The 23,458-nt window shown below is 35.9% G+C and carries 24 protein-coding genes; 19 read left to right on the forward strand and 5 right to left on the reverse strand.

Annotated elements, in window-relative coordinates; translation table 11 throughout:
* Window positions 1–221: 221 nt before the first annotated feature.
* From ACFEMA_RS02125 to ACFEMA_RS02140, 4 genes are all read left to right on the forward strand, one after another.
* Window positions 222–1,775, forward strand: coding sequence for an aldehyde dehydrogenase family protein (locus ACFEMA_RS02125; RefSeq protein ID WP_411766314.1), 1,554 nt, complete (start codon window positions 222–224; stop codon window positions 1,773–1,775).
* 13 nt (window positions 1,776–1,788) lie between these two features.
* Window positions 1,789–2,307, forward strand: coding sequence for a hypothetical protein (locus ACFEMA_RS02130; protein ID WP_411766315.1), 519 nt, complete (start codon window positions 1,789–1,791; stop codon window positions 2,305–2,307).
* A gap of 72 nt (window positions 2,308–2,379) precedes the next feature.
* Entirely contained in the window at window positions 2,380–3,087 is a 708-nt protein-coding gene (locus tag ACFEMA_RS02135) for a hypothetical protein (protein WP_411766316.1), read from the forward strand.
* Window positions 3,065–3,760: an outer membrane beta-barrel protein gene (locus ACFEMA_RS02140; RefSeq protein WP_411766317.1), complete on the forward strand. Its 696-nt coding sequence runs from the start codon at window positions 3,065–3,067 to the stop codon at window positions 3,758–3,760. The genes ACFEMA_RS02135 and ACFEMA_RS02140 overlap by 23 nt, the downstream gene beginning before the upstream one ends.
* Window positions 3,761–4,010: 250 nt before the next feature.
* Here the strand turns inward: ACFEMA_RS02140 and ACFEMA_RS02145 are convergent, their stop codons facing one another.
* The 3 genes from ACFEMA_RS02145 to ACFEMA_RS02155 all read right to left on the reverse strand — a co-directional run bounded on the left by ACFEMA_RS02145 (window position 4,011) and on the right by ACFEMA_RS02155 (window position 6,974).
* The gene (locus ACFEMA_RS02145) at window positions 4,011–5,144 is read right to left on the reverse strand and encodes an ATP-binding protein (protein ID WP_411766318.1); all 1,134 of its coding nucleotides are present in this window, start codon (window positions 5,142–5,144) and stop codon (window positions 4,011–4,013) included.
* Between the two features lie 140 nt (window positions 5,145–5,284).
* Window positions 5,285–6,037 (reverse strand): SDR family NAD(P)-dependent oxidoreductase, encoded by a 753-nt coding sequence (locus ACFEMA_RS02150; RefSeq protein ID WP_411766319.1) that lies wholly within the window; start codon window positions 6,035–6,037, stop codon window positions 5,285–5,287.
* A gap of 70 nt (window positions 6,038–6,107) precedes the next feature.
* The gene (locus ACFEMA_RS02155; protein ID WP_411766320.1) at window positions 6,108–6,974 is read right to left on the reverse strand and encodes an aldo/keto reductase family oxidoreductase; all 867 of its coding nucleotides are present in this window, start codon (window positions 6,972–6,974) and stop codon (window positions 6,108–6,110) included.
* A gap of 210 nt (window positions 6,975–7,184) precedes the next feature.
* On the opposite strand from ACFEMA_RS02155, the gene ACFEMA_RS02160 reads away from it, so the two are divergent.
* The 13 genes from ACFEMA_RS02160 to ACFEMA_RS02220 all read left to right on the forward strand — a co-directional run bounded on the left by ACFEMA_RS02160 (window position 7,185) and on the right by ACFEMA_RS02220 (window position 21,064).
* Entirely contained in the window at window positions 7,185–8,051 is an 867-nt protein-coding gene (locus tag ACFEMA_RS02160; RefSeq protein WP_411766321.1) for a DUF4382 domain-containing protein, read from the forward strand.
* Between the two features lie 157 nt (window positions 8,052–8,208).
* Window positions 8,209–9,210, forward strand: a complete 1,002-nt coding sequence (locus ACFEMA_RS02165; protein WP_411766322.1) for an AAA family ATPase — start codon at window positions 8,209–8,211, stop codon at window positions 9,208–9,210.
* Window positions 9,211–9,306: 96 nt separating this feature from the next.
* The gene (locus tag ACFEMA_RS02170) at window positions 9,307–10,173 is read left to right on the forward strand and encodes a DUF58 domain-containing protein (protein ID WP_411766323.1); all 867 of its coding nucleotides are present in this window, start codon (window positions 9,307–9,309) and stop codon (window positions 10,171–10,173) included.
* A 34-nt stretch (window positions 10,174–10,207) separates the two neighbouring features.
* On the forward strand, window positions 10,208–11,878 hold the full coding sequence (locus tag ACFEMA_RS02175) for a hypothetical protein (protein ID WP_411766324.1): 1,671 nt from the start codon (window positions 10,208–10,210) through the stop codon (window positions 11,876–11,878).
* The gene (locus tag ACFEMA_RS02180) at window positions 11,878–12,882 is read left to right on the forward strand and encodes a vWA domain-containing protein (protein ID WP_411766325.1); all 1,005 of its coding nucleotides are present in this window, start codon (window positions 11,878–11,880) and stop codon (window positions 12,880–12,882) included. The genes ACFEMA_RS02175 and ACFEMA_RS02180 overlap by 1 nt, the downstream gene beginning before the upstream one ends.
* Complete coding sequence (locus ACFEMA_RS02185; RefSeq protein WP_411766326.1) at window positions 12,875–13,912, forward strand: vWA domain-containing protein; 1,038 nt, start codon at window positions 12,875–12,877, stop codon at window positions 13,910–13,912. The genes ACFEMA_RS02180 and ACFEMA_RS02185 overlap by 8 nt, the downstream gene beginning before the upstream one ends.
* 71 nt (window positions 13,913–13,983) lie before the next feature.
* Window positions 13,984–14,820, forward strand: a complete 837-nt coding sequence (locus ACFEMA_RS02190) for a tetratricopeptide repeat protein (RefSeq protein WP_411766327.1) — start codon at window positions 13,984–13,986, stop codon at window positions 14,818–14,820.
* A gap of 9 nt (window positions 14,821–14,829) precedes the next feature.
* Complete coding sequence (locus tag ACFEMA_RS02195) at window positions 14,830–16,599, forward strand: BatD family protein (RefSeq protein ID WP_411766329.1); 1,770 nt, start codon at window positions 14,830–14,832, stop codon at window positions 16,597–16,599.
* Window position 16,600: 1 nt separating this feature from the next.
* Window positions 16,601–17,359: a tetratricopeptide repeat protein gene (locus tag ACFEMA_RS02200; RefSeq protein ID WP_411766330.1), complete on the forward strand. Its 759-nt coding sequence runs from the start codon at window positions 16,601–16,603 to the stop codon at window positions 17,357–17,359.
* A 61-nt stretch (window positions 17,360–17,420) separates the two neighbouring features.
* The gene (locus tag ACFEMA_RS02205) at window positions 17,421–17,702 is read left to right on the forward strand and encodes a hypothetical protein (protein ID WP_411766331.1); all 282 of its coding nucleotides are present in this window, start codon (window positions 17,421–17,423) and stop codon (window positions 17,700–17,702) included.
* Window positions 17,703–17,827: 125 nt separating this feature from the next.
* Window positions 17,828–18,454, forward strand: coding sequence for a carbonic anhydrase family protein (locus ACFEMA_RS02210; protein WP_411766333.1), 627 nt, complete (start codon window positions 17,828–17,830; stop codon window positions 18,452–18,454).
* A gap of 23 nt (window positions 18,455–18,477) precedes the next feature.
* Window positions 18,478–19,146 carry a DUF2490 domain-containing protein gene (locus tag ACFEMA_RS02215; protein ID WP_411766335.1) on the forward strand — a complete coding sequence of 223 codons (669 nt, stop codon included), beginning with the start codon at window positions 18,478–18,480 and terminating at the stop codon, window positions 19,144–19,146.
* Between the two features lie 55 nt (window positions 19,147–19,201).
* Window positions 19,202–21,064, forward strand: a complete 1,863-nt coding sequence (locus ACFEMA_RS02220) for a SulP family inorganic anion transporter (RefSeq protein ID WP_411766337.1) — start codon at window positions 19,202–19,204, stop codon at window positions 21,062–21,064.
* A 68-nt stretch (window positions 21,065–21,132) separates the two neighbouring features.
* Here ACFEMA_RS02220 and ACFEMA_RS02225 read toward each other — a convergent pair whose 3' ends face one another.
* Together ACFEMA_RS02225 and ACFEMA_RS02230 are read right to left on the reverse strand one after the other, a co-directional pair.
* Window positions 21,133–21,351 (reverse strand): PLDc N-terminal domain-containing protein, encoded by a 219-nt coding sequence (locus ACFEMA_RS02225; protein WP_411766339.1) that lies wholly within the window; start codon window positions 21,349–21,351, stop codon window positions 21,133–21,135.
* A 76-nt stretch (window positions 21,352–21,427) separates the two neighbouring features.
* Window positions 21,428–21,937: a CvpA family protein gene (locus ACFEMA_RS02230; protein WP_411766341.1), complete on the reverse strand. Its 510-nt coding sequence runs from the start codon at window positions 21,935–21,937 to the stop codon at window positions 21,428–21,430.
* 68 nt (window positions 21,938–22,005) lie between these two features.
* On the opposite strand from ACFEMA_RS02230, the gene ACFEMA_RS02235 reads away from it, so the two are divergent.
* Window positions 22,006–22,362 (forward strand): hypothetical protein, encoded by a 357-nt coding sequence (locus ACFEMA_RS02235; protein ID WP_411766343.1) that lies wholly within the window; start codon window positions 22,006–22,008, stop codon window positions 22,360–22,362.
* A 60-nt stretch (window positions 22,363–22,422) separates the two neighbouring features.
* On the forward strand, window positions 22,423–23,442 hold the full coding sequence (gene pheS, locus ACFEMA_RS02240) for a phenylalanine--tRNA ligase subunit alpha (RefSeq protein WP_411766345.1): 1,020 nt from the start codon (window positions 22,423–22,425) through the stop codon (window positions 23,440–23,442).
* Window positions 23,443–23,458 lie beyond the last annotated feature (16 nt).

A 23,458-nucleotide genomic window follows, 5' to 3' on the forward strand; every position in this document is an offset into this window, starting at 1 on the left:
GTAAAACTTCGCGTGTATAATTTGTACGCTTCAAAATGTAGGAATAGACGCAAGGCTAATGTTAAAATGGTCTTAAATTATTTTAATCAGTTTTAAAGGTAGCTAAAATCCAAAGGCTTTTCAAAGAGTAAACCCACTTTTTATTAGTACCTTCGTGGCTCAAAATAAGCACTAGTATTCTGGTGCTTTCTAATCGTAAAATTTTAATAAAAATAAAATATATGGAAGCAGTTGCAACTGATTTCGGAATAAAAGAAGCACTACAAGATTTGGGTGTAAAAGAGACAAACTTAGGAACATCAACAGGGTCGGATTGGTTCTCTAACGGTGATGAAATTGAAAGTCTTTCCCCGGTTGATGGAGAGCTAATTGCTAAAGTTAAAACAACTTCTGAAGCAGATTATACCAAGGTCATGGAGGCAGCAACAACGGCGTTTAAAACCTGGAGAACAATGCCAGCACCACAACGAGGTGAAGTTGTAAGACAGTTCGGTGAAAAGTTAAGAGAAAAGAAAGAGCCACTCGGAAAATTAGTGTCTTATGAAATGGGAAAATCTTACCAAGAGGGATTAGGTGAGGTTCAGGAAATGATTGACATCTGTGATTTTGCAGTTGGTCTATCTCGTCAATTACATGGATTGACCATGCACTCTGAAAGACCAGGCCACCGTATGTATGAGCAGTACCACCCTTTAGGTGTTGTCGGTATTATTTCTGCATTCAACTTTCCTGTAGCAGTTTGGGCTTGGAATACAGCTTTAGCTTGGGTTTGTGGTGATGTTTGTGTTTGGAAGCCTTCCGAAAAGACTCCGTTGACAGGTGTTGCTTGTCAAAATATAGCTACTGAGGTCTTTGCAAAGAACAATTTACCAGAAGGTATTTCTTGTCTTATAAATGGCGACTACCGAGTTGGTGAATTTATGACGAAGGATACTCGAATTCCTTTAGTCTCGGCAACGGGTTCAACCAGAATGGGTAAAATAGTTGCTAAAGAAGTTGCTGGGCGTTTAGGAAAATCCTTATTAGAATTAGGTGGAAACAATGCCATTATTGTCACTCCAGATGCTGATATTAAAATGACCGTGATTGGTGCTGTTTTTGGAGCCGTTGGGACTTGCGGTCAGCGTTGTACGTCAACACGTCGTTTAATTATACACGAAAGTATCTACGACAAAGTAAAAGATGCGGTTGTTGATGCCTATAAACAATTAAGAATCGGCAATCCATTAGACGAAAACAATCATGTTGGACCACTTATTGATACAGATGCGGTTGCTATGTATAACAAGGCTTTAGAACAAGTGGTTGAAGAAGGCGGAAATATCGTTGTTGAAGGCGGAGTATTGTCTGGCGAAGGTTTTGAAAGTGGATGTTATGTAAAACCAGCAATTGCTGAAGCACAGCCAGAGTATAAAATTGTACAGCACGAAACATTTGCCCCAGTATTGTATTTGCTGAAGTACTCGGGTGATGTAGAAAATGCCATAGACATTCAAAATAACGTTGCTCAAGGGTTATCCTCAGCTATTATGACCAATAACTTAAGAGAAGCTGAACGGTTCTTATCTGTTGGTGGATCTGATTGTGGCATCGCTAATGTAAATATTGGGACATCAGGTGCTGAAATTGGAGGTGCCTTTGGTGGTGAAAAAGAAACAGGTGGAGGACGAGAGTCTGGTTCTGATGCATGGAAAATATACATGCGCCGACAAACCAATACCATTAACTACACAACAGAATTACCTTTAGCCCAAGGTATTAAGTTCGATTTGTAATTTGATGTTGAAGATGAAAACAATTTTATTTGGGCTTAGTTATTTAATTTGTTTGAATAGCTTTGCCCAGAAGATTGTCGATTTTAAATCTTTAGATTCAATAGGGAGGAAACATTCTCAAAGACTGATTAAAGGAGATATCGAGTTTTTGAAAAACTACAACCCTCCTCCAAATACTTGGTCCTACAATCGGCTTCTTGATTATAAAAAAGCCTTGGTTGATGAGGATAAAATGATCCTTTCTGGTCGTATTATTGGGCCATCAAACAATGATTCGATTTATTCTTATAACTTTTTTGCATATCACAGAACAAAGGAAGGTAAGCTTGAATACTTTTTTGTTACGGTCGTTAGTATAGACATAAGTAGTAATAAACCGAATATCGAAAACTCTTATTTGTTCACAGAAGGAGAGGCTTTAAAAAGTTGGTGGATGCATATTTTTGGTCTTTATCATACTAAAGAAATAGAAGAAATTCCTAAAGAATATCAATATCCTGTTTGCCCTCCGCCTCCATTCGAGAGAGAATAGCTCTTTTTTTGTCATTTAATACGCAACCTTTTCCTACAAAACCCATCTTAATAAGAACTAACCTAAACAGGAATGAAATTTAAAACTTCAGCATTTTTCATCTTTTTACTTATCCTTTTTAATTGTGAGGTACGGTTTGAAGATGATACAAGAATCTTGATAAAAGGACAAACTCTAGATGAACAAGGCAGCCCTATCCCAGACGCTGAGGTAAGTGTTTTTACCAGGAGAAGAACGGGTTCGTTTTTCGTTCCCGGCCCGCAAGGTACAGATGAATTTTTATTAGGAAGAAATTTTAGTAGTAATGACGGCAACTTCTCAGTAACTTCTTTATTCGATAAGGACGATGATTTTTCCATTGAAATTGATGCAGGAGATTATTATTCAAAATACGTTTACAGAACTACCACGGTCAATTATACTCCGGATGATTTAATTTTCGACTTAGACACTGTTGAATTAATACGTTTAGGGCAAGTTAATTACTCAATTACCAGGACGAGTGGGGACGGAAATTCTATACAGTTCAGTTTTAAATTTAAAGATGCTATTTGTGTGGAAGTATATGATGCTGGTGAATTGGCACTCAATGAAGGCTTTTGCTTTGAAGATAGAACGGAAACAGGCAGTCTTAATGACAATAGACCTGATGTTGAGCAATCCTTTTTTGCCCCGCTGAACTCTACAATAGAATTTACATATTCTATTAATGGGGAGCCCGAAGTTACTGAAACATTCATCTTAACCGATTCAACTTATGCCTTCAACTTTAACTACTAAGATCTTTTTTGTATTTGTGGCTTTATGTTTCAGCTTAGTTGTTAGCAGCCAGGATGAAGAGCAGGAGGATGATATAGATATAGAAATCAACGAACAAGATTTTACAAGACAACGCTTCGCATCCTTTAACTTAGGATATAATGCTCCAATTACAACTGGCGAGAACTTTATGGGTGACGGTCTTAAAGGCAGAGGTGGAATGAATTTCAGATTTCATTTGTATCCTTACAAGCAATTTTTTGTAGGAGTAGGATTAGGGCAGAATTATTTTAAGGTCAAAAATAAGGCGCTGGTAGGTAACTATCAAAAGACAACACTTACCGAACAATACTTATATGTTGGTTACGAATTTTTACCAGCAGAAAAAATGAGATTGGGTGTTTCTGCTTCTCTTATTGGTGACGCTCAATTTAAAAACAAATATAACCTGCAAAGTGATAATGTCTCTCAAACGGATCACGGTCGCTTAGCGTCTTATGGTTTATATTTTAATTATGAGATCGGAGGGAACTTTATGGTATTTATCGATTATTCATATAAAACAAGTAAGACCAAAATTAATGTACCAACAGAATTACAAAGTACATTTAACAGAGGAACATATCACAATATAGGTTTTGGGCTTGTGTTTGTTATGGGAACTAACGATTTCTTATCGAGGTTTTTGGACTGATATTTTATAAAGAACTTATCAATAAGGTGTCAATTTCATATAAAACAAAACCTTGTTTCAGTGCCGTATCTTTGTCGGGAGAAACAAGGTTGTTATAACTTATTAATAGCTAAGCTAATATAGTTTAAAAAATCCTTTTTACATACAATTTTTCGATGAACGGCTGATAATTTTCAATTTTTCGACGAAGTGTATAAAATAATCCATAAAAACGAATCTAGAAGTCTGTCTGTTAACAATTTAGTTACAATTAATTGTATTTTACTTTACGCAGAATCCGCAGTGTTTCTTTGTAAGATGTATAAAGAGGTTTGTTATAGTTTTTAATCAAAGATTTTGCCCCTAATAATTTTGAAAGTGCTTCTTCAAAACCATTTAAATAACAGATAAGATAGGTTGCTGGTAAATTAATAAGATCTTGTTTGTCATTAGCGCTGAGATGAAGCCCCTTTTTTAATCGTTGAATAATAGCATTATTAGAATTGTAGATATGATGTAACACTTTTTTATCAAACAAAGGAGGCTCAAAGATTAATTCTGTATCTATAGAATACTTGGCATTGTCTTCAAAATGAATAACAGTTTCTTCAAGTTTATAATATTTGTGTGTATTATGAAGGCCTAGCTTTACGTATTCTATAATCTTAAACTCGTTGTCTGAATGAAAAATGGAGACTTCATCCAAAGCTGAATAAAACAAACGTTTCTGCTCATTTATCAATTCAATATCAACACGAGAAAAAAAGATTTCATCTTTTACTTCTTTGCGTTGGCCAGCCCAACATAAAACAAAATATTCCTTAAAAACCTTGTATTTTGGGTCGTAGTCTTCACGCTTTTTCATAAAGTCAAAAACCCCGTTTAAGGTCAGTTCAATATTATTTTGTGCATGATTTTCAATAGCAGAAACAATTGAAGAATTGACGTCTTCGACCTTAATATCAAAAACCTTGGGCATACTAATGCTACCATCCCTAAAGAAAACGGCACCTCCATAATATTTCCAAATATTTTTCCGTAGTGATGTTAGTTTTTCCATTGGTCGGATGGTAACTAACCCAACGACTTTATCATCAGGTAGATGGGGAAACGGAATATTTTCGTACTGTACTATTGGCGGATTGGTAAGATAGGCATTAATGAGATTCTGGATTTTACTATCATCAAAAAAATCAACTCCGATTATCGTATTATCAGTGTCTTCAACCCCAATAACGATGTACGAATTATTTTTAGGATTACTATTTGAAAGTGCACAGACATGTTTTAAAAACTTTGCTTTTCCTTCCTTATACCCAATATCAATTTTACGCTTTTTATCATAGAAACTGTTCTCGTCATTGTGAGCGAGTAGGTGTTTGATGAGAAGGCGTTTATTAATCATAACTACTCAGGGATCTTTCTCATGTTTAGAAGGTCACTTCGAGAACCTCAGTGACCGTTACTATTATTGTTCATTCGTTTAATTTAATTTCAGAGGATCTCTTTTTTTGGTGTCTGAGGCTCTCGAAGACACCTTCAAAATTACAAATCCTTTTTTACCGTTGTAGAATTCGCTTGAGCTGTCGGAAACACTAAAACATCTGCTAAATTTACATGTGCTGGACGTGTTACTGCAAAATGAATAATTTCTGCAATATCTTCAGCCTGCAGGGCTTTGTAGCCTTTGTAAACATCATCTGCAATGTCATTACCTTTAAACCTCACTTCAGAGAACTCAGTTTCAACTAACCCAGGGTTAATTGCACTAACTTTAATTCCGTAGGGATTCAAGTCAATCCGCATCCCTTCGGTAATTGCTAAAACAGCATGTTTACTTGCACAATAGACATTACCTTTTGGATACACTTCCTTACCAGCAGAAGAACCAATATTAATGATATGACCAGATTGGCGTTCTGTCATTCCTGGTATAACTGCTTTGCTCACATAAAGGAGACCTTTTACATTAATATCCATCATAGCATCCCAATCGTCCAAGCTTCCAGAGTGTATAGGGTCCAACCCATGGGCATTACCAGCATTATTGATGAGGATATCAATAGTTTTAAAATCTTCGGGAAGACTGGCAATAGCATTAAGAGTAGCTTCTCGATCCCTAACATCAAAGTTAAGGGTGTGGACATCAGTTTCTCGGGACAACGCTTTTTCAATACTGTCCAACCGTTGTTGACGGCGACCGCATAGAATTAAATTAATACCATGTTTGGCAAAAACATGTGCGGTGGCTCTTCCGATACCACTCGTTGCTCCTGTAATAAGTGCAATTTTATCCATAGTTCTGTCATTCCTGCGAGAGCAGGAATCTCATTATTATTAATTTACTATATTTTTAAACCCATTCAAACTAAGGCACTTTATGCCCTTGGGCAGCCACTAAAATTAAAAACCAATCTTCTAATTCTAATTCAATACTGGTGGCAGCTACTGCATCTTTTAAGCGTGTTTTCGTCGTTGTGCCAACTACTGGGATGATTCCAGAGGGATGTTTCAAAAGCCAAGCTAACAGCAATTGGTCTTCAGTAGCGTTGTATTTTTCCTTTAAGGCACCTAACTGTTTATGGATGCGTCTAGTTTGTTCGGTATCTTCTCTAAAAACAGAACCCAATGGCGACCAGGCCATAGGTTGTACCCCATTGGTAATCATATAATCTAAAGTTCCATCATGCATTGCAGAATGGACGGTCAATGAAAATTCTATTTGGTTAACATCAATATCCGTCCTTAAACTTACCATATCCATTTGTGAGGGAGTAAAATTAGAAACCCCAAAATCTTTGATTTTGCCCTGTTGTTTTAAAAGTTTAACTGCAGAAGCAATTTCTGAGGCTTTCATCAACGGGCTTGGTCGATGAAGCAGTAGCAGATCTAAATAATCGGTCTGAAGATTTTTAAGTGAGTTTTCTACGGACCAAACGATATAGTCTTTGCTGTAATCGTAATGCTTAACGGTATTATTTCTGGTCTCAGCTTGGTACTGAATACCGCATTTAGAAATCAGTTGAATGGACTTTCTGTCTATTTTTGAATCTATAAATGCCTTACCAAATTCTTCCTCTGTAGTATAGCCACCATAGATATCAGCATGGTCAAAGGTTGTAATACCGATAGATAAACAATGATTGATCATATCGACCACTTCTAACGTTGAAAACTGCTTTCCCCATTGTCCCCAGGTCATTGTTCCAGCAATGATTTTTGAATATTTCGGCACCTTATCTATGTTTTTAATGTAATTGGTACGTAAAAATATCCAAAACAATATAATTTCTTTAGTATTAGAGTTAAAGATTGGGTTAAGAGCATCAATTTAAATGACTATTTAGTGACACATTGGTGTTGATTCTACTGAATATAATCCAAAGCGGGGGTTTTATCCGTATATCAAATGAACTCAAATTAAAAAACCTTAAATAAAATGAACATGAAACTATTAAAGAAATTAAAATTCGTACTAGCTTCGTTAGCTGTTGTATTAGCTATGAGCTGTAGTGATTCTAATGATGGAAATACAGAACCAGCCTCTATATCAGTTAAACTAGTAGATGCACCTGGGGATTATGATAATGTTTTTGTAGAAGTTGTTGATGTGTTGGTAAGATATGGCGATGCAGATGATGAAAATGCAGATGAAGATATGGACCAAGACGGCGATATAGATGAGGATGATGCAGGTTGGATTTCTGTAGGAGTTATTGCACCTGGAACGTATGACTTATTAGAGTTAACAGGTGGCGTAACACTTCAATTGGTTGAAAATGAAGAAGTAGAAGCCGGATTTATAGAACAAATTAGATTGGTATTAGGAGACGAGAACTATGTCGTTTCAGAAGGTGTTGAGTCTCCATTAAACACGCCAAGTGCACAGCAATCTGGATTAAAAGTAAAGGTTGACCAAATGTTAGAAGGTGGTTTTAACTATGATTTTATTTTAGATTTTGATGTGGACGCATCTATAGTAGATGCCGGAAATTCAGGAAATTTAAATTTAAAACCTGTATTAAGAGCAAGTTTAGAACTAAGCTCTGGGACACTTGCAGGAAACGTAACAAATACTGATGTTGCCGTAGAAGTTTCTGTAGATGATGGCAATGGTTATACCGCTTCTACTATGGTAGATGCTGAAGGAAATTTTCAAATACCTGGGTTGCCTGCAGGGATTTATACAGTTACAGTAACACCAGATCCTGATGCAACTCCATTGTATGAAGAGTTGGTTATTGAAGGTGTAGAAATTGAGGTAGGTTCGGTAAATACTTTAGAACCGATCACTTTGGTAGAGCCAGAATAGATTTCAAACTATAATATAATTATGCTAAAGAGCGATAATCTCAGGATTATCGCTCTTTTATTTTTAACCAATCATTAACAGCGTTACAAGAATAATTTTAACAATTTGCAACCCTGATAAAATTGAGAAGAATTCAATTTAATAATTTTAAATGATTATGGAAGAGACCAGCACCATTGATATCAAAACAATTAATGAAAAAATAGAGAAGGAAAGCGCTTTTGTGGACCTCTTGGTTTTGGAAATGAACAAAGTCATCGTAGGCCAAAAACACATGATAGAACGTTTGCTTATTGGCTTATTGGGTCAGGGGCATATCTTATTAGAAGGAGTTCCTGGATTGGCAAAAACTTTAGCAATTAACACATTGTCTAGTGCAGTTTCCGGAAGCTTTAGCAGAATACAGTTTACACCAGATTTGTTGCCTGCGGATGTTATAGGAACGTTGATATACAACATTAAAGAGAATGACTTCTCCATAAAAAAAGGACCGATTTTTGCCAATTTTGTTTTGGCAGATGAGATTAACCGTGCCCCAGCCAAAGTACAATCTGCACTATTAGAGGCCATGCAAGAAAAGCAGGTTACAATTGGTGACGAAACTTTTATATTAGATAAGCCATTCTTGGTTATGGCAACTCAAAACCCTGTTGAACAAGAAGGAACGTATCCGTTGCCCGAAGCCCAGGTAGACCGTTTTATGCTCAAAACAGTTATCGATTACCCAAAATTGGATGAAGAACAATTGATTATTAGAGCGAATCTCAAAGGAGCTTTTGAAAAAGTAAACCCTGTGGTGTCCGTAGAACAAATACTTAATGCTCAAAAAGCGGTAAGGGAAGTCTATATGGACGAAAAAATTGAGCGTTATATTTTAGATATTGTTTTTGCAACCCGTTATCCAGAAAAATATAAGCTTGCTGATTTAAAACCATTAATTTCATTTGGGGCATCACCACGTGGTAGTATCAACCTGGCAACAGCAGCTAAGTGCTACGCATTCATTAAGCGAAGAGGTTATGTTATCCCTGAAGATGTGCGTGCAGTAGTTTACGATGTGTTAAGACACAGAATAGGCATTACTTACGAAGCTGAAGCTGAAAATGTCACTTCAGTCGATATCATCAATAAAATTGTCAACGAGATTGAGGTACCATAAAAGAGTTCGCAGCATTCAGTCACAGTACGCAGTTGCTGTGTACGTGATTTTGAATAGACTTACTGAAAACTGAGACTGTTAACTGTAAACTAAAAAATGGACACCAAAGAACTTCTTAAAAAAGTACGAAAAATAGAGATTAAGACACGCCGCTTGTCTGATCATATTTTTGGTGGAGAGTACCACTCGACGTTTAAGGGGAGAGGTATGACGTTTTCAGAAGTACGCCAATACCAATTCGGTGATGATGTTAGAAATATTGATTGGAACGTTACAGCGCGTTACAACGAACCATTTGTAAAAGTGTTTGAAGAGGAGCGTGAATTGACAATGATGCTCATGGCAGATGTTTCAGGTAGTAAATTATTCGGAACAAAAAATCAATTTAAAGATGAAATTGTTACCGAAATAGCAGCTACCCTTGCTTTTTCAGCAACTCAAAATAATGATAAAATTGGCTTGATTCTATTTTCAGATGAAATAGAGTTGTACATACCACCTAAAAAAGGGAGGTCTCATGTGCTTCGTATTATCCGTGAATTATTAGAGTTTCAGCCTAAAAGTAAAAAAACGGATATCGCCGAAGCCATTAAGTTTTTATCTAATGTGATGAAAAAGAAAGCGATTGTGTTTGTGCTTTCAGATTTTATGGCTGAAGATTATAAGCAAAATATAAAGATAGCTGCTGGGAGACATGACATTACTGGGATTCGAGTGTATGACCAACATGAAGAGTCAATCCCTAATTTAGGAATGGTGCAGATGGAGGACGAAGAATCTGGTGAAACCATACTTGTCAATACATCTTCCAAAACAGTGCGCCAGAATTATTCAAAATACTACCAAGAACGCGTGGACTATTTTAAAGATACGTTTACAAAATCAGGTTCAGGAACTATTGATTGTCGTGTTGATGAAAGTTATGTAAAAAAGTTACTAGGTTATTTTAAAAGAAGAGGGTAAACGAATGATGGATTACGAATTACAAATTCCGAATGTGAAGACTAACAAAATCAGAACTGCGATTTTGTCTTTTTTCTGTATTCTAAATTCTCTTTTCTTATTTGGTCAAGTCACTACAGAAGTCGACACCACGACCATCAAAATCGGTGAACAAATCAATTATAAAATTAAGGTTGAAGCGGATTCCACAAAATTGGTAGTTTTTCCAGAAGGACAGACGTTTACACCTCTCGAAATGGTAGAAGCTTCAGAGATTGATACCATTAGAAAAGATATTAAGTTTCAATTATTTAGAAATTATGCCTTAACTCAATTTGACTCTGGGGGGTATTTTGTTCCGAAACAGAAAGTCATTATTGGGGATCAAACATTTTTTACGGACTCTCTTAAAGTTAGAGTAAATACCGTTGAGGTTGACACTACTAAACAAGGACTCTACGATATTAAGCCTATAATAGAAGTAGAAAAATCCGCAAGCAAATGGTGGTTTTACTTGCTCCTTGTTTTATTAATAATAGCGCTTATTGCCTTTTTGCTCTATTGGTTTATTTGGAGAAAGAAGCCATTGACAGAGGAAGAAGAAATTGCACTTTTACCTCCCTATGATAGAGCTAAGTTAGCGTTACAAAAACTAGATGAAAAAGGATACTTAGAACAAGAAGCCATTAAGGATTACTACTCTGAATTAACTTTAATCATCAGAAAATACTTAGACGAAAAGGTGTATGATAGAGCTTTAGAAAGCACTACGGATGAACTCATTTCGCGCCTTCAACTATTAAAAGACGCTAATGAATTAGAGCTAGAGCCAGACACCATAAGAAACATTAAATCTATTTTAAAGCGTGCCGATTTGGTAAAGTTTGCAAAGTCCAAACCAGATTTTGAATTGGCCAAACTCGACAAAAACACTATCGATAAGGAAATTGATTCTGTAAAGGAGAAATTACCTGAGCCATCAGAAGAAGAAAAGCTTTTAGACAAACAGTATCGAGAAGAGCAAGAGCGTAAAAAGAAATTCAGAAAGATAGTGCTTACGGTTGCCATAGCAGGATTTTTAATTATTGCCACAGTAGTTGGCCTAGGCATTAAATATGGTTTCACGTATCTAAAGGATACTGTCATCGGTCACGAAAGTAAAGAACTTCTTGAAGGCGATTGGGTAAATAGCGCTTATGGGTATCCTCCGGTAACAATTTCTACACCTCGCGTATTAAAAAGGGTTAAAATAGAATTGCCTCCCCAACAACAAGAGCAAATGACCATGACAACATTTGTCTATGGGACGTTATTAGACATATTCAGTGTGGCAATCAATACAACAACCTTAAATATGCCTCAACAACCCGATGGGTCTGAGAAACAGTTAGAGGAAAATACCATTGATTTACTAAAGGTTTCAGAAGAAAGCCTAAAGGGTTTTGAAGAAAAAGGGGCAAAAAATATTACTGTAAAGCGAGATGATTTTACAACTCCAAATGGAGCTCAAGGTCTCAAAACCTTTGGAAGTTTTACTATCACTATTCCGAATACTAGTTCAGAAATTGATGCAAAATACGCTTTGTTATTTTTCAAGAATAAAAATGTATTGCAGCAAGTCATCATAACTTGGCCAGAAGATGATACTTACGCAGATGATATGGTCGAAAGAATTATCAATTCCATTGAATTAGTTGAAAAAACAAAAGAAGAAACCAGTAATTGATGTTTAGCAATATAGAATTTTTAAATAAAGAATTTTTTTGGCTGTTATTAGCACTGCCGGTTGCTATTGCGTGGTATATCTTTAAACATAGAAACCAAACCGCAGAATTAAAGATATCGAGTACAAAAGGCTTTAAAACAAAGAATTCATTCTGGACGGGTTTTAGACACGTTTTGTTTGCACTACGATTGATTGCCTTAGGGCTATTAATTACTGCTTTAGCACGCCCAAGAACTGTTGATGTTTCAACCCGTACAAAGACCACAAGAGGTATAGATATTGTTATGGCCATTGATGTTTCTGCAAGTATGTTGGCGAAAGACTTATTACCTAATCGTCTAGAATCCTTAAAAAAGGTAGCAGCAGATTTTATCCAGGGGAGGCCAAATGATAGGATTGGATTGGTGGAGTATGCAGGGGAAGCCTATACAAAAACGCCAATTACAAGTGATAAAAACATTGTTGTTCGTTCATTAAGGGATATAAAATATAATACCATTATAGAAGGAGGTACCGCTATTGGTATGGGCTTGGCAACTGCTGTAAACAGATTAAAGGATAGTAAGGCAAAAAGTAAAGTCATCATTCTCTTAACTGATGGAGTAAACAATGGAGGCTTTATCGACCCTAAAATTGCGAGTGAATTAGCTGTAGAATACAACATCAAAACATATACTATTGGTTTAGGAACAAACGGTATGGCATTATCTCCGATTGGGATGTCTCCTTCAGGGAGATTACAATACGGTCGTGTACAAGTAGAAATAGATGAACAATTGTTAAAGGAAATTGCAGATGCCACAGGAGGAAAATACTTTAGGGCAACGGACAATAGAAAGTTAGCTGAAATCTATAATGAGATCAATAAACTAGAAAAAACCGAAATAGAAGAACGCAAGTATTATAACTATCAAGAAAAGTATAGGCCACTAGTGCTTTTGGCAGGTCTTTTGTTATTGATAGAATTACTATTTAGAAACACAATATTTAGAAGCTTTGTTTAGACTCGACGAAAAAATATGGTTTTGGACACTATTGGCAATCCCGGTTATAGTGCTTCTATTTGTTTTTGTTCAGCTTTGGAGACGCTCCGTACAACGTAAATTTGCTGACGCCCCATTATTGAAAAGGTTGAGTCCAAACCGTTCATTATTCAAATCAATTTTGAAGGTTTTGGTGTTGTGTGCTGCCTTTTTCTTTCTGACATTAGCTTTGGTCAATCCCAAAATTGGCACAAAAATGGAAACGGTCCGTAGTGAAGGAGTCGATATTGTATTTGCTGTGGATGTATCCAAAAGTATGTTAGCAGAGGACATAGCTCCCAACCGATTGGAAAAATCCAAGCAGTTGGTCACACAAATCCTAAATAGTTTAGCAAGTGACCGCGTGGGGATTATTGCATATGCCGGGAAGGCGTTTCCTCAGTTACCGATTACAACGGATTATGCTGCAGCAAAAATGTTTTTGCAGAATATGAATACTGATATGCTGTCCTCACAAGGTACAGCAATTAACGAGGCTATTGAATTGGCAAAGACCTATTACGACGATGAAGAGCAAACCAATAAAATATTAATAATAATTTCCGACGGGGAAGACCATGGCTCTAATGCTATTGGCATTGCTGAAGAAGCCAGCGAAGAGGGAATACGAATTTTTACCATTGGAGTTGGAAAACCAAATGGAGGACCAATCCCAATCAAAAAGAACGGCGTTGTTTTAAATTATAAGAAAGACAATGAAGGCGAAACGGTGATTACCAAATTGGATGAGACCACATTAAAAAATATTGCAGATGAGGCAAATGGGGTTTATATAAATGGATCTAACACTAGTGAGGTGGTTGATACAATTCAAGGCTTATTGGAGCAAATGGATAAAAAAGAATTTGAATCTAAACAGATTGCAGATTTTAAGGATCAATTTCAATGGTTTTTAGGTTTTGCCATTTTCTTACTGTTTTTAGATATCTTTTTCTTAGAACGAAAAACAGCATGGTTAAAACGCCTTAATTTATTTAATGAAAATTTTTAAAACTATTTTAACGCAAAGACACTAAAGCCTTTACTATTTTAGAATTTGGTTTTAAACAAAGAACTTTAAAAATGAAAAGATTAAGCTACATATTATTTTTGGTTTCAGCGATAGCATTTGGTCAAGATAAAGACAATGCAAAAGCGTTGCTAAAGGCAGAGAATAAAGCAAAAAGTTTGGTCTTTAATGGGAACGAACTTTTAAATGATGATCAAGCGATTGAAGCCGAAATGGAATACCGTAAGGCATTGTCAGAAAAACAAGACATGGTTGCAGGAGCTTATAATTTGGCGCATACGTATTATAAAAACGAAAATTATAACGAAGCGCTTTATAGAAGTCAAGAAGCTGCAAAAAATGCAATTTCAAAGGAGGAAAAGCACAAAGCTTACCATTCAATTGGTAATATATTAATGAAAAACAAACGCTGCAAAGATGCGGTAGAGGCTTACAAAAATGCCTTGAGAAATAATCCTACTGATGAAGAATCTCGGTATAATCTGGCATTAGCCAAAGAATGTGCTAAAGACGAAGACGGTGGTGGAGAAGACAATAAAGAGGACGAGAATAAAGACCAAAACCAAGACAAGGAAAATCAAGATAAGGATAAGAAAAAAGACGAGGGAGAGGATCAAAAAGATAAGAAGGACGAAGAAGGCGATGAAGATAAAAAAGACGGAGAAAAGCAAGAAGATGAAGACGGTAAGCCTAAAGATGAGAAAAAGGATGATGGTAAAGGAGAAGACAATAAAGACCAACAAAAAAAGAAGCCTCAACCTGGACAAATGTCACCACAGCAAATAAAAAATATTCTTGAAGCGATGAATAATCAAGAGCAAAAGGTTCAAGAAAAAATCAATGCTCAAAAGCAAAAAGGAGCAAAGGTTAAAACCGAAAAAGACTGGTAGTATCCGTTTATGATATTCAAATTTAAATACATATTTCTATTACTTTTTACGTTTCTTAGTTTTTCTGGCATTCAATCGCAAGTAAAGTTTGAAGCTAAAGTCAGTAAAAGTAAGTTGGGTATCAACGAACGACTGCGTATTGATTTTGAAATGAATAAGGATGGAGACAATTTTGTTCCACCAGATTTTACAGGCTTTACTGTCGTCGGTGGGCCAAATACTTCGGTAAGCAATTCCTGGTTTAACGGAAAACGGTCTTACACAAAAACCTATAGTTATTTTCTAGCACCCAATGAGCGTGGAAAGTTCACTATAAAACAAGCAACTATTGAGATTGAGGGTGAAACGTATAAAACCTTTCCGGTTAGTATTGAGGTGACCAAAGCTGTTAATAAGCCTAGTGGGTCTAGTGGAGCGGCGGCAATTGCATCCGATAATATTCATTTAGTCGCTGAAGTTTCAAATAGCAGCCCTTACCTTAATGAAGCCATAACGGTGGTTTATAAACTCTATGTGTCACCAAATACAGGCGTGAGCAATTGGCGTGAAAAAGACAATCCAAGGTTTAATGATTTTTGGAGTCAGAATATAGCTGTGAAAGCTTATAAACCAGAAAACGGAAAGTATAATGGCGAAGACTATCGTTATGTGGTACTAAAAAGAGTTGTTTTATACCCTCAGAAATCAGGAAAGCTAAAGTTAGAACCTTTTGTTTTAGACGTCACGGTTGAAGTCCCCACAAGTGGCTATGATATTTTTGGCAATAGAATAATGACCAAGGTCCCCCACACTATTACTGCCGGTGATAGAACTATTAATGTTAAACCCCTCCCTGAAGAAGGAAAACCAGCAGATTTTAAGGGTGCCGTTGGTGATTTTAACTTTAAAGTAACCACGTCTAAAACAGAATTAGACGCTACAGAATCTTTACAGGCTAAAGTTGAAGTTTCAGGGAAAGGAAATTTAAAACTCATAGAGTTGCCAAAATTAAGCGTTCCCAGTTCTATAGAGGTTTATGAACCAGAACACAATGAAAGTGTTAGGACAAATCTTAATGGTATGCAGGGACAAATTTCAGATACCTATACCTTAGTGCCACAATTTAAAGGCAAATATCCCGTGCCGAGCGTTTCCTTTTCATATTTCGATTTGGCTACAGAAAGTTATAAACGTATTACTTCAGATGAAATAGTCATTGATGTATTAAATGGGCCAACAAGTAATACAAATTCAACGGCATTATCGAATAAAGCAACCACACCAAACTTACCATCCTCTCAATTCGCATTTATAAAAACTACTACGGACTTAAAGCCGATAGATGAATCACATTTTTTTCAATCTAAAGTGTTTTGGACGGCCTTATTGGCACCCCTTTTAGCAATTCCTATTGCAATTTTAGTCAGACGTAAAAAGGACGAAAGAGATGCTGATGTCACAGGAAATCGCATCAGAAAAGCAGATCGATTGGCAAAAAAATATTTAGGTAAGGCCAAGAAAGTTATAGGTGACAAAGAAGCCTTTTATGTGGCACTTGAAAAAGCCCTGCACAACTACTTAAAAGCAAAGTTGAATATTGAAACGAGTGAGATGAGTAAAGATAGGATTGAAGACTTATTACAAAGGAAACAAGTTGATGTTGATTCAATTTCAAGTTTTTTAACGCTTTTGGAAAGTTGTGAGCTAGCAAGATATACACCTTCGACAAAGGTTGAAATGCAGCGTGATTACGAAAAAGCTGCAGAAACTATTAATACTATTGATAAACAGATGCGTTAATATGAGAGCTCTACTTTCTATACTGATTTTTGGTTTCAGTTTTGGTCTTTGGGCTCAAAACGAAACCCACTTTGAAAAAGCTAATGCGCTCTACAATAAAGGGCAGTATGCAGAAGCCATAGAAAAATATGAAACCATATTAGATAACGACCAACATTCTGCCGAGGTCTACTACAACTTGGCAAATGCCCATTATAAACTCAACAATATTGCTCCGAGTATTTTTTATTATGAAAAGGCCTTGCAATTAAAGCCCAATGATCCAGATATAAAAAATAATAGGGCTTTTGCTCAAAAGATGACTGTCGATGGCTTTGTGGAAACCCCTCAGGTAGGGTTCTCTAAAATCATAAACAATACTATTAATTTATTGAGTTTTGATAACTGGGCAATTTTAGCTGTTGCTAGTGTTATTTTGTTTGTTATTTTGTATTTATCCTATTATTTTTCATACAACACTAACAAAAAGCGATTGGCATTTGTGCTAAGTTTATTATCGGTTATAGTGGCCTTAATAGCTGTCAGCATGGCATTTCAAAGGTATAGCTTGGATAAAAAGGATCAGCCAGCAATCGTTTTTGCACAAGAAAGTAAGATTAAAGCGGATCCAAATACCAGCAGTGATGAGATTATAAGAGTACATGAAGGGACCAAGGTTCAGGTATTAGAAGCGTTTAATGACTGGAAAAAAGTGAAGGTTTCAAATGGGTCAGAGGGTTGGATACCTTCAGAAGACATTAAACTGTTGAATAGTTTTTAGAAAAAATTTAACAATAAAGCCACTTCATAATAGTATATTTGCAACTTACTAAAAAACCAATATGAAGCATAAGATTGCCATTTTCTTTACAATTCTATTTATGGCAATCATTTCAGCCCCTACTATTATAATGTCTGTAGATAATTCAGCGGACATTTCTATATTTTACAGCCTTAACGAAGAAGAAGAAACAGAGAGCTTTAAGCTTCTTTTTGATAAACAAGAAAAATCAGATCACTTTGTTGAGATGTATTCTGACGACCATTCAACAGGCTACACTTTTAAAAACTATCCGAAGCCACATCTTAACTTGGTTTCGCCCCCTCCCGAATTTATTATGTAATAATAACTGATGTCATTAATGCATCAATTAACTGCAATTTTTTGTAGTTAGTAATTCCTTAATTTTTAGAATTAATAATTTTGAGTTCCTAGAATTCAAAATAAACCATTATAAAAAACTATAAAATGAAAGCACATACTAAAGAAACACAAGCTGCAATTTCAGTAGATAAAGCTATTAACCTTTTAAAAGAGGGTAACGAAAGATTTGTAGCGCATAAAGAAGTGGAACGCGACCTCTTAGATCAAGTAAGGGATACGAGTACTGGACAATATCCTTTTGCAACAATCTTAAGTTGTATCGATTCTCGTGTATCATCAGAGTTGATTTTTGATCAAGGTATTGGTGATATTTTTAGCGTTCGTATAGCAGGAAACTTTGTCAATGAAGACATTCTCGGAAGCATGGAATTTGCTTGTAAGCTAGCAGGGACCAAGGTTGTGGTTGTTTTAGGGCACACAAGCTGCGGTGCAGTTAAAGGTGCTTGTGATGACGCCAAATTAGGCAATCTAACGGCATTGGTCAGTAAAATTAAGCCAGCTGTAGCAGCCGTTACTGAACCACAAGACCCTAGTCAAAGAAATTCTGGCAACATTGAGTTTGTAAATAATGTGGCTGAGAAAAATGTTAATATGACCATAGAAAATATCAGGAGTCAAAGTCCCGTATTAAAAGAAATGGAGGACAATGGTGAGATAAAAATTGTCGGTGCCATGTACGATATTAAAACGGGTGCAGTAACCTTTTATTAATCCTTAACTATTTTCAAAATTTGATGACTAAAAAAATTAAGATCCTATCTCTTTTATGTGCGCTTATGTTTCCTCTTGGAAGTCTAGCTCAAGATAGTAATCTTGGGAACTGGCTTATTTATATAGGAAACAAAAAGCTCAACAATAAATGGAATATCCATAATGAGGTTCAGTATCGTAATTACAATGCTGTTGGTGATTTGGAACAATTACTTTTAAGAACAGGTTTAGGTTATAATTTAACAGAAAACAACAACAATGTTCTATTGGGTTACGGTTATATTTTATCTGAAAATTACATTGGAGATACAGACGATAAGATATCGATTAACGAGCACCGTATATTCCAGCAATTTACAACAAAGCAATCTCTTTGGGCTGTTAAGCTAACGCATCGCTATCGTTTTGAACAACGTTTTGTAGAGGATGACTTTAGAATGCGTTTTCGGTATTTTTTAAGTTTAAATGTGCCATTAAATGAGAAAGAGGATAAAGAAAACTTCTTTTATGGCTCTGCCTACAACGAAATTTTCTTGAACACCGAATCAAGTGTGTTTGATAGAAATCGTGTGTATTTTGGGCTTGGTTATAAAGTAAATAACGGGCTTAAATTTGAACTGGGATATATGAGTCAATTGTTTGAAACATCGAGTAGGGACCAGATCAATATTATAGCATTTGTAAATTTCTAATTGATAGGAAATACTATTATTTTTAAAAAATAAACTAACTAAGATAAAACGCAATATGAAAGACTTTTTCAAACATTTTAAAGGTGATGCTTTTGGTGGTATCACTGCAGGTATTGTAGCATTACCATTGGCACTAGCCTTTGGTGTATCTTCGGGCTTAGGGCCAAGTGCAGGATTGTATGGTGCAATTTTCATCAGTTTTTTCGCGGCTCTTTTTGGCGGAACCAACACACAAATTTCTGGTCCTACAGCACCAATGACTGCTGTGAGTATGGTCATTATTGCTGGTATTATTGCAGCTAATGATGGAAGTTTAGAGAAAGCACTTCCAGCAATTTTAACGGTATTTTTACTGGCTGGTCTTATGCAGATAGGTCTTGGGGCTATGGGCTTAGGAAAATACATTCGGTATATACCATATCCTGTTGTTTCAGGGTTTATGACGGCGATAGGTGTCATTATATTAGTCACTCAAATTTTACCTTCTATAGGTTATTATCCCAAAGAAGATGCCGAATACGTAGAACAATTTAAGCCACAAGCCGAAGAGATTATTTTAGAGAATATCCTTAAGGAAGAAGCTGGCGAAGGCATATTAGTGCTAGAGGATTTTAAGGAAACAATCAGTAGGGCAGAAAAAATTACTCAAGATGATATTGCCAAAGAATCACAGACATTGGCAGCTAAAAATGCTTCAGGTGTTTTAGGGTCTTTGAAAGTTTTACCAAGAGCTTTACAGAACATTAATTGGCTTGAGTTGATTTTAGCATTGGGTACTATTTTCATCATTTATGGATTTAAACGGATTACAACTGCAGTACCAAGTACTTTGGTAGCACTGATTGTAATGTCGGCTATTGCCATACTTGCTGGCTTGGATTACCGCCCAATACCAGAAATTCCACAAGGATTACCAGAATTAAAGACGGAGATATTTACAAGTTTTAGCTTAGGGAGTCTCACACCCTATATATTTACCGCGTTAACACTTTCATTATTGGGAGCAATCGATTCCTTATTGACTAGTGTTGTAGCGGATAATATGACTAAAACAAAGCATAAGCCGAACAAAGAATTAGTAGGTCAAGGTATAGGTAATAGTATCGCTGCTATGTTTGGAGGTATTCCTGGGGCAGGAGCGACGATTAGAACAGTCGTCAATATCAAATCAGGTGGTAAAACAAGATTATCTGGTATGATAGCTGGTATATTATTGTTTGTTATATTGTTAGCAATAGCACCACTTGCTTCTAAAATTCCAGCAGCAGTTTTAGCCGGGATTTTAATTACAGTAGGTATCGGTGTTATGGATTACAAAGGCTTACGTGCTATTCCGTTCTTACCAAAAGACATTAAACTAGGGCCGCTCAAATTAAGTTCTGAAGTTTTGGTAATGTTAATCGTATTAATCTTGTCCTCTTTCTGGGATTTAGTTTACGCAGTAGGGATAGGATTAGTTATTGCGTCCTTAATGTTTATGAAAAAGATCGGAGATCTTACAGCTGAACGAAGTGATGTTAAGAGCCTTAAGGAAGAGACATGGGCAGATGAACTAGATTTTCCCGAAAAGTTCAAAGAAGAGGTGTTTATTAAGCACGTCAAAGGACCATTGTTCTTTGGTTCTACCAGTGATTTTCAGGCATTGAGCTTGCAAATACCAGATACTGCTTCTCATGTTATTATAAGATTAGGAAGAATGCAATATATGGACCAGTCAGGACTTTATGCTATGGAAGATATGTTGCTAGACTTAAAGAAGAAAAACGTTACAGTTCTTTTTGTCAACCTATTAAAACAACCACGTTATATGATGGAGCGTATCGATATCATTCCAGACTTTATTCCAGAAGAGCATATTTTCAAGAATTTTCACAGTTGCGTGCAATGGATTAAAGGAAATGTTGAAGATAAAGTTTAATTAAATAAGGAATAAACAACAAAAATAAAGCTCAGATGGAATTTAAAACTCCAGCTGAGCTTTTTTATTTATGCTATTTTCTTCTGATTTTTATAAAGAAAATGATTTATTAAATAACACAATGGCCCTACTATTGGCATAAACAGAATAAGGGCTGCCCATACCAAAAATTTAATACCATTTTCATTTTTTGAAATTAAAATAAAGGAAGTGATAAAGCTAATTAGGCTTAAAACCACAAAGGCTATTATGTGATATGGACCAATGAATAAATAGTTTATCATCATGATGAGTTTATGACTTTTTTGAAATATAGACTATTAAAACTTATTCCAGAAAACAACTTCAGAATTTAACAGTTGTTTATTGTTCTTCATCTGTCAGCTCTGACTCTACTTTAATGATGTAGGGAAATACTTTTGGGGCAATAGATTTTACAGGTTTATAAAGCGCACTGTCATCTACAGTTTCTTCATCTACAAATGGCAAAGTTCTATTTAGGGAATCAAAAATATTTAAAACGATACTGAGTATTAGTGCAATCTTTAGCCCTCCAAAAACTCCTCCTAATAATTTATTTAAGAGACCGAGTGCAGCAAAGTCTGCTATTTTTGTCAACGCTTTTCCTGCTAAACCAATGACTATAACAATAATAATAAAGGTAATGGCAAAGGCAACAATATTAATGGTTTTCTCATCCCATTCTGTTCTTGATATTAAGAATTCAGCTGCAAAATGACTAAAGTGGATGGCACCATAAATACCTAAAACCAATGCCAGTAAAGATGCAATTTCAACAAAAAGCCCTTTAAAAAGCCCTCTAATTAATCCAAATAAAATTAAGGCAGCTAATACAATATCAATGACACTCATATACTAGTGGTTTAAGCAAATATAAATTAACTTTGCAAATCTATAACGATAGAATGGAGTGTTAAATTATGGCAAGAGATGAACAGTTAAAGGAAAGGTGGGAATTGATAGTAGAAAAATTGTCCACCCAATTCGCTGATGGTGAGGATTTAGACTTGGACGGTATCATTTATTTAATTGGAGTTCAAGAACTAGGGCAGTTGCATAGAACATATAGAAAAGACCATAAGTTAGATCTGATGCATATTGCTATTTGCAAAGTTTTAGAGCCTTATGGCTACTATGAATTTGACTATGTGGATGAGGAAGGCTGGCCTCACTATAAAGTAAAGTCTCAGCTACCCCACCTAAAAGCAGGTGAGCAGAGTATTTTAATGAAAGAAGCCATTGTCAATTATTTTTTGGAAACAGAATATATCGATTAGTATTTTTTAAATTTGCAGTCCTTTACATGCAACAATTAGGGGCATATAAAAGTTGAAACCATGATAGATAAGATTAAAGAGCTTATTGCTGAAGCAGAAGAATTTACAACACAGTCTAAGGAAGAGGTTGAGGCATTCCGTATAAAATATTTAGGGTCCAAGGGGCTTTTAAAGCAGTATTTTGCAGAGTTTAAAAATGTTGCTAACGATCAAAAAAAGGAATTTGGACAAACCATTAATCAGCTTAAAAAAACAGCTGAAGAAAAGGTGAACGCCTTAAAAGAAGAGCTAGAAAATAAGGAAACTGACAAAGGGATTTATGGGGATCTATCCCGCCCTGGTGAACCTATTGCTTTAGGTGCTCGTCACCCTATTTCGATTGTAAAGAATCAAATTATAGATATATTTTCTCGTATTGGGTTTAACGTTAGTGAAGGCCCAGAAATCGAGGACGATTGGCACAATTTTACGGCATTGAATTTGCCAGAATACCACCCGGCGAGAGATATGCAGGACACGTTTTTTATTCAAACGAATCCAGATATTTTATTGCGAACACATACCAGCTCGGTACAAGTGCGTTATATGGAAAATAACAAACCGCCAATACGGACTATTTCTCCTGGCCGCGTGTATCGCAATGAAGCCATTTCTGCGAGATCACATTGTTTTTTCCATCAGGTTGAAGGACTATACATTGATAAAGATGTAAGCTTTGCCGATTTAAAACAAACATTACAATATTTTACGACTGAGATGTTCGGGAAATCTAAGATTCGTTTAAGACCATCGTACTTTCCTTTTACTGAGCCAAGTGCTGAGGTAGATGTGTATTGGGGTCTAGAAACAGAAACCGATTATAAAATGACCAAGGGCACAGGTTGGTTAGAGATTATGGGCTGCGGTATGGTTGATCCTAATGTGCTCGATAATTGCGGCATTGATTCTAAGCAATACTCAGGTTTCGCATTTGGTATGGGGATAGATCGTATAGCTTTATTATTACATCAAATTAGTGATATCCGTTTGTTAAGCGAAAACGATGTGCGTTTTTTAGAGCAGTTTAAATCTGCTTTGTAATTGTCATTCCTGCGTA

The organism is Winogradskyella sp. A3E31, assembly GCF_046720935.1.
In the GTDB taxonomy this organism is placed as follows: Bacteria; Bacteroidota; Bacteroidia; order Flavobacteriales; family Flavobacteriaceae; genus Winogradskyella.

Bases quoted from the DNA above. Each gene is read 5' to 3' on its own strand.
- ACFEMA_RS02125 (WP_411766314.1), top strand. From the start codon at position 222: ATGGAAGCAGTTGCAACTGATTTCGGAATAAAAGAAGCACTACAAGAT.
- ACFEMA_RS02130 (WP_411766315.1), top strand. From the start codon at position 1,789: ATGAAAACAATTTTATTTGGGCTTAGTTATTTAATTTGTTTGAATAGC.
- ACFEMA_RS02135 (WP_411766316.1), top strand. From the start codon at position 2,380: ATGAAATTTAAAACTTCAGCATTTTTCATCTTTTTACTTATCCTTTTT.
- ACFEMA_RS02140 (WP_411766317.1), top strand. From the start codon at position 3,065: ATGCCTTCAACTTTAACTACTAAGATCTTTTTTGTATTTGTGGCTTTA.
- ACFEMA_RS02145 (WP_411766318.1), bottom strand. From the start codon at position 5,144: ATGATTAATAAACGCCTTCTCATCAAACACCTACTCGCTCACAATGAC.
- ACFEMA_RS02150 (WP_411766319.1), bottom strand. From the start codon at position 6,037: ATGGATAAAATTGCACTTATTACAGGAGCAACGAGTGGTATCGGAAGA.
- ACFEMA_RS02160 (WP_411766321.1), top strand. From the start codon at position 7,185: ATGAAACTATTAAAGAAATTAAAATTCGTACTAGCTTCGTTAGCTGTT.
- ACFEMA_RS02165 (WP_411766322.1), top strand. From the start codon at position 8,209: ATGGAAGAGACCAGCACCATTGATATCAAAACAATTAATGAAAAAATA.
- ACFEMA_RS02170 (WP_411766323.1), top strand. From the start codon at position 9,307: ATGGACACCAAAGAACTTCTTAAAAAAGTACGAAAAATAGAGATTAAG.
- ACFEMA_RS02180 (WP_411766325.1), top strand. From the start codon at position 11,878: ATGTTTAGCAATATAGAATTTTTAAATAAAGAATTTTTTTGGCTGTTA.
- ACFEMA_RS02190 (WP_411766327.1), top strand. From the start codon at position 13,984: ATGAAAAGATTAAGCTACATATTATTTTTGGTTTCAGCGATAGCATTT.
- ACFEMA_RS02195 (WP_411766329.1), top strand. From the start codon at position 14,830: ATGATATTCAAATTTAAATACATATTTCTATTACTTTTTACGTTTCTT.
- ACFEMA_RS02200 (WP_411766330.1), top strand. From the start codon at position 16,601: ATGAGAGCTCTACTTTCTATACTGATTTTTGGTTTCAGTTTTGGTCTT.
- ACFEMA_RS02205 (WP_411766331.1), top strand. From the start codon at position 17,421: ATGAAGCATAAGATTGCCATTTTCTTTACAATTCTATTTATGGCAATC.
- ACFEMA_RS02210 (WP_411766333.1), top strand. From the start codon at position 17,828: ATGAAAGCACATACTAAAGAAACACAAGCTGCAATTTCAGTAGATAAA.
- ACFEMA_RS02215 (WP_411766335.1), top strand. From the start codon at position 18,478: ATGACTAAAAAAATTAAGATCCTATCTCTTTTATGTGCGCTTATGTTT.
- ACFEMA_RS02220 (WP_411766337.1), top strand. From the start codon at position 19,202: ATGAAAGACTTTTTCAAACATTTTAAAGGTGATGCTTTTGGTGGTATC.
- ACFEMA_RS02225 (WP_411766339.1), bottom strand. From the start codon at position 21,351: ATGATGATAAACTATTTATTCATTGGTCCATATCACATAATAGCCTTT.
- ACFEMA_RS02230 (WP_411766341.1), bottom strand. From the start codon at position 21,937: ATGAGTGTCATTGATATTGTATTAGCTGCCTTAATTTTATTTGGATTA.
- ACFEMA_RS02235 (WP_411766343.1), top strand. From the start codon at position 22,006: ATGGCAAGAGATGAACAGTTAAAGGAAAGGTGGGAATTGATAGTAGAA.
- pheS (WP_411766345.1), top strand. From the start codon at position 22,423: ATGATAGATAAGATTAAAGAGCTTATTGCTGAAGCAGAAGAATTTACA.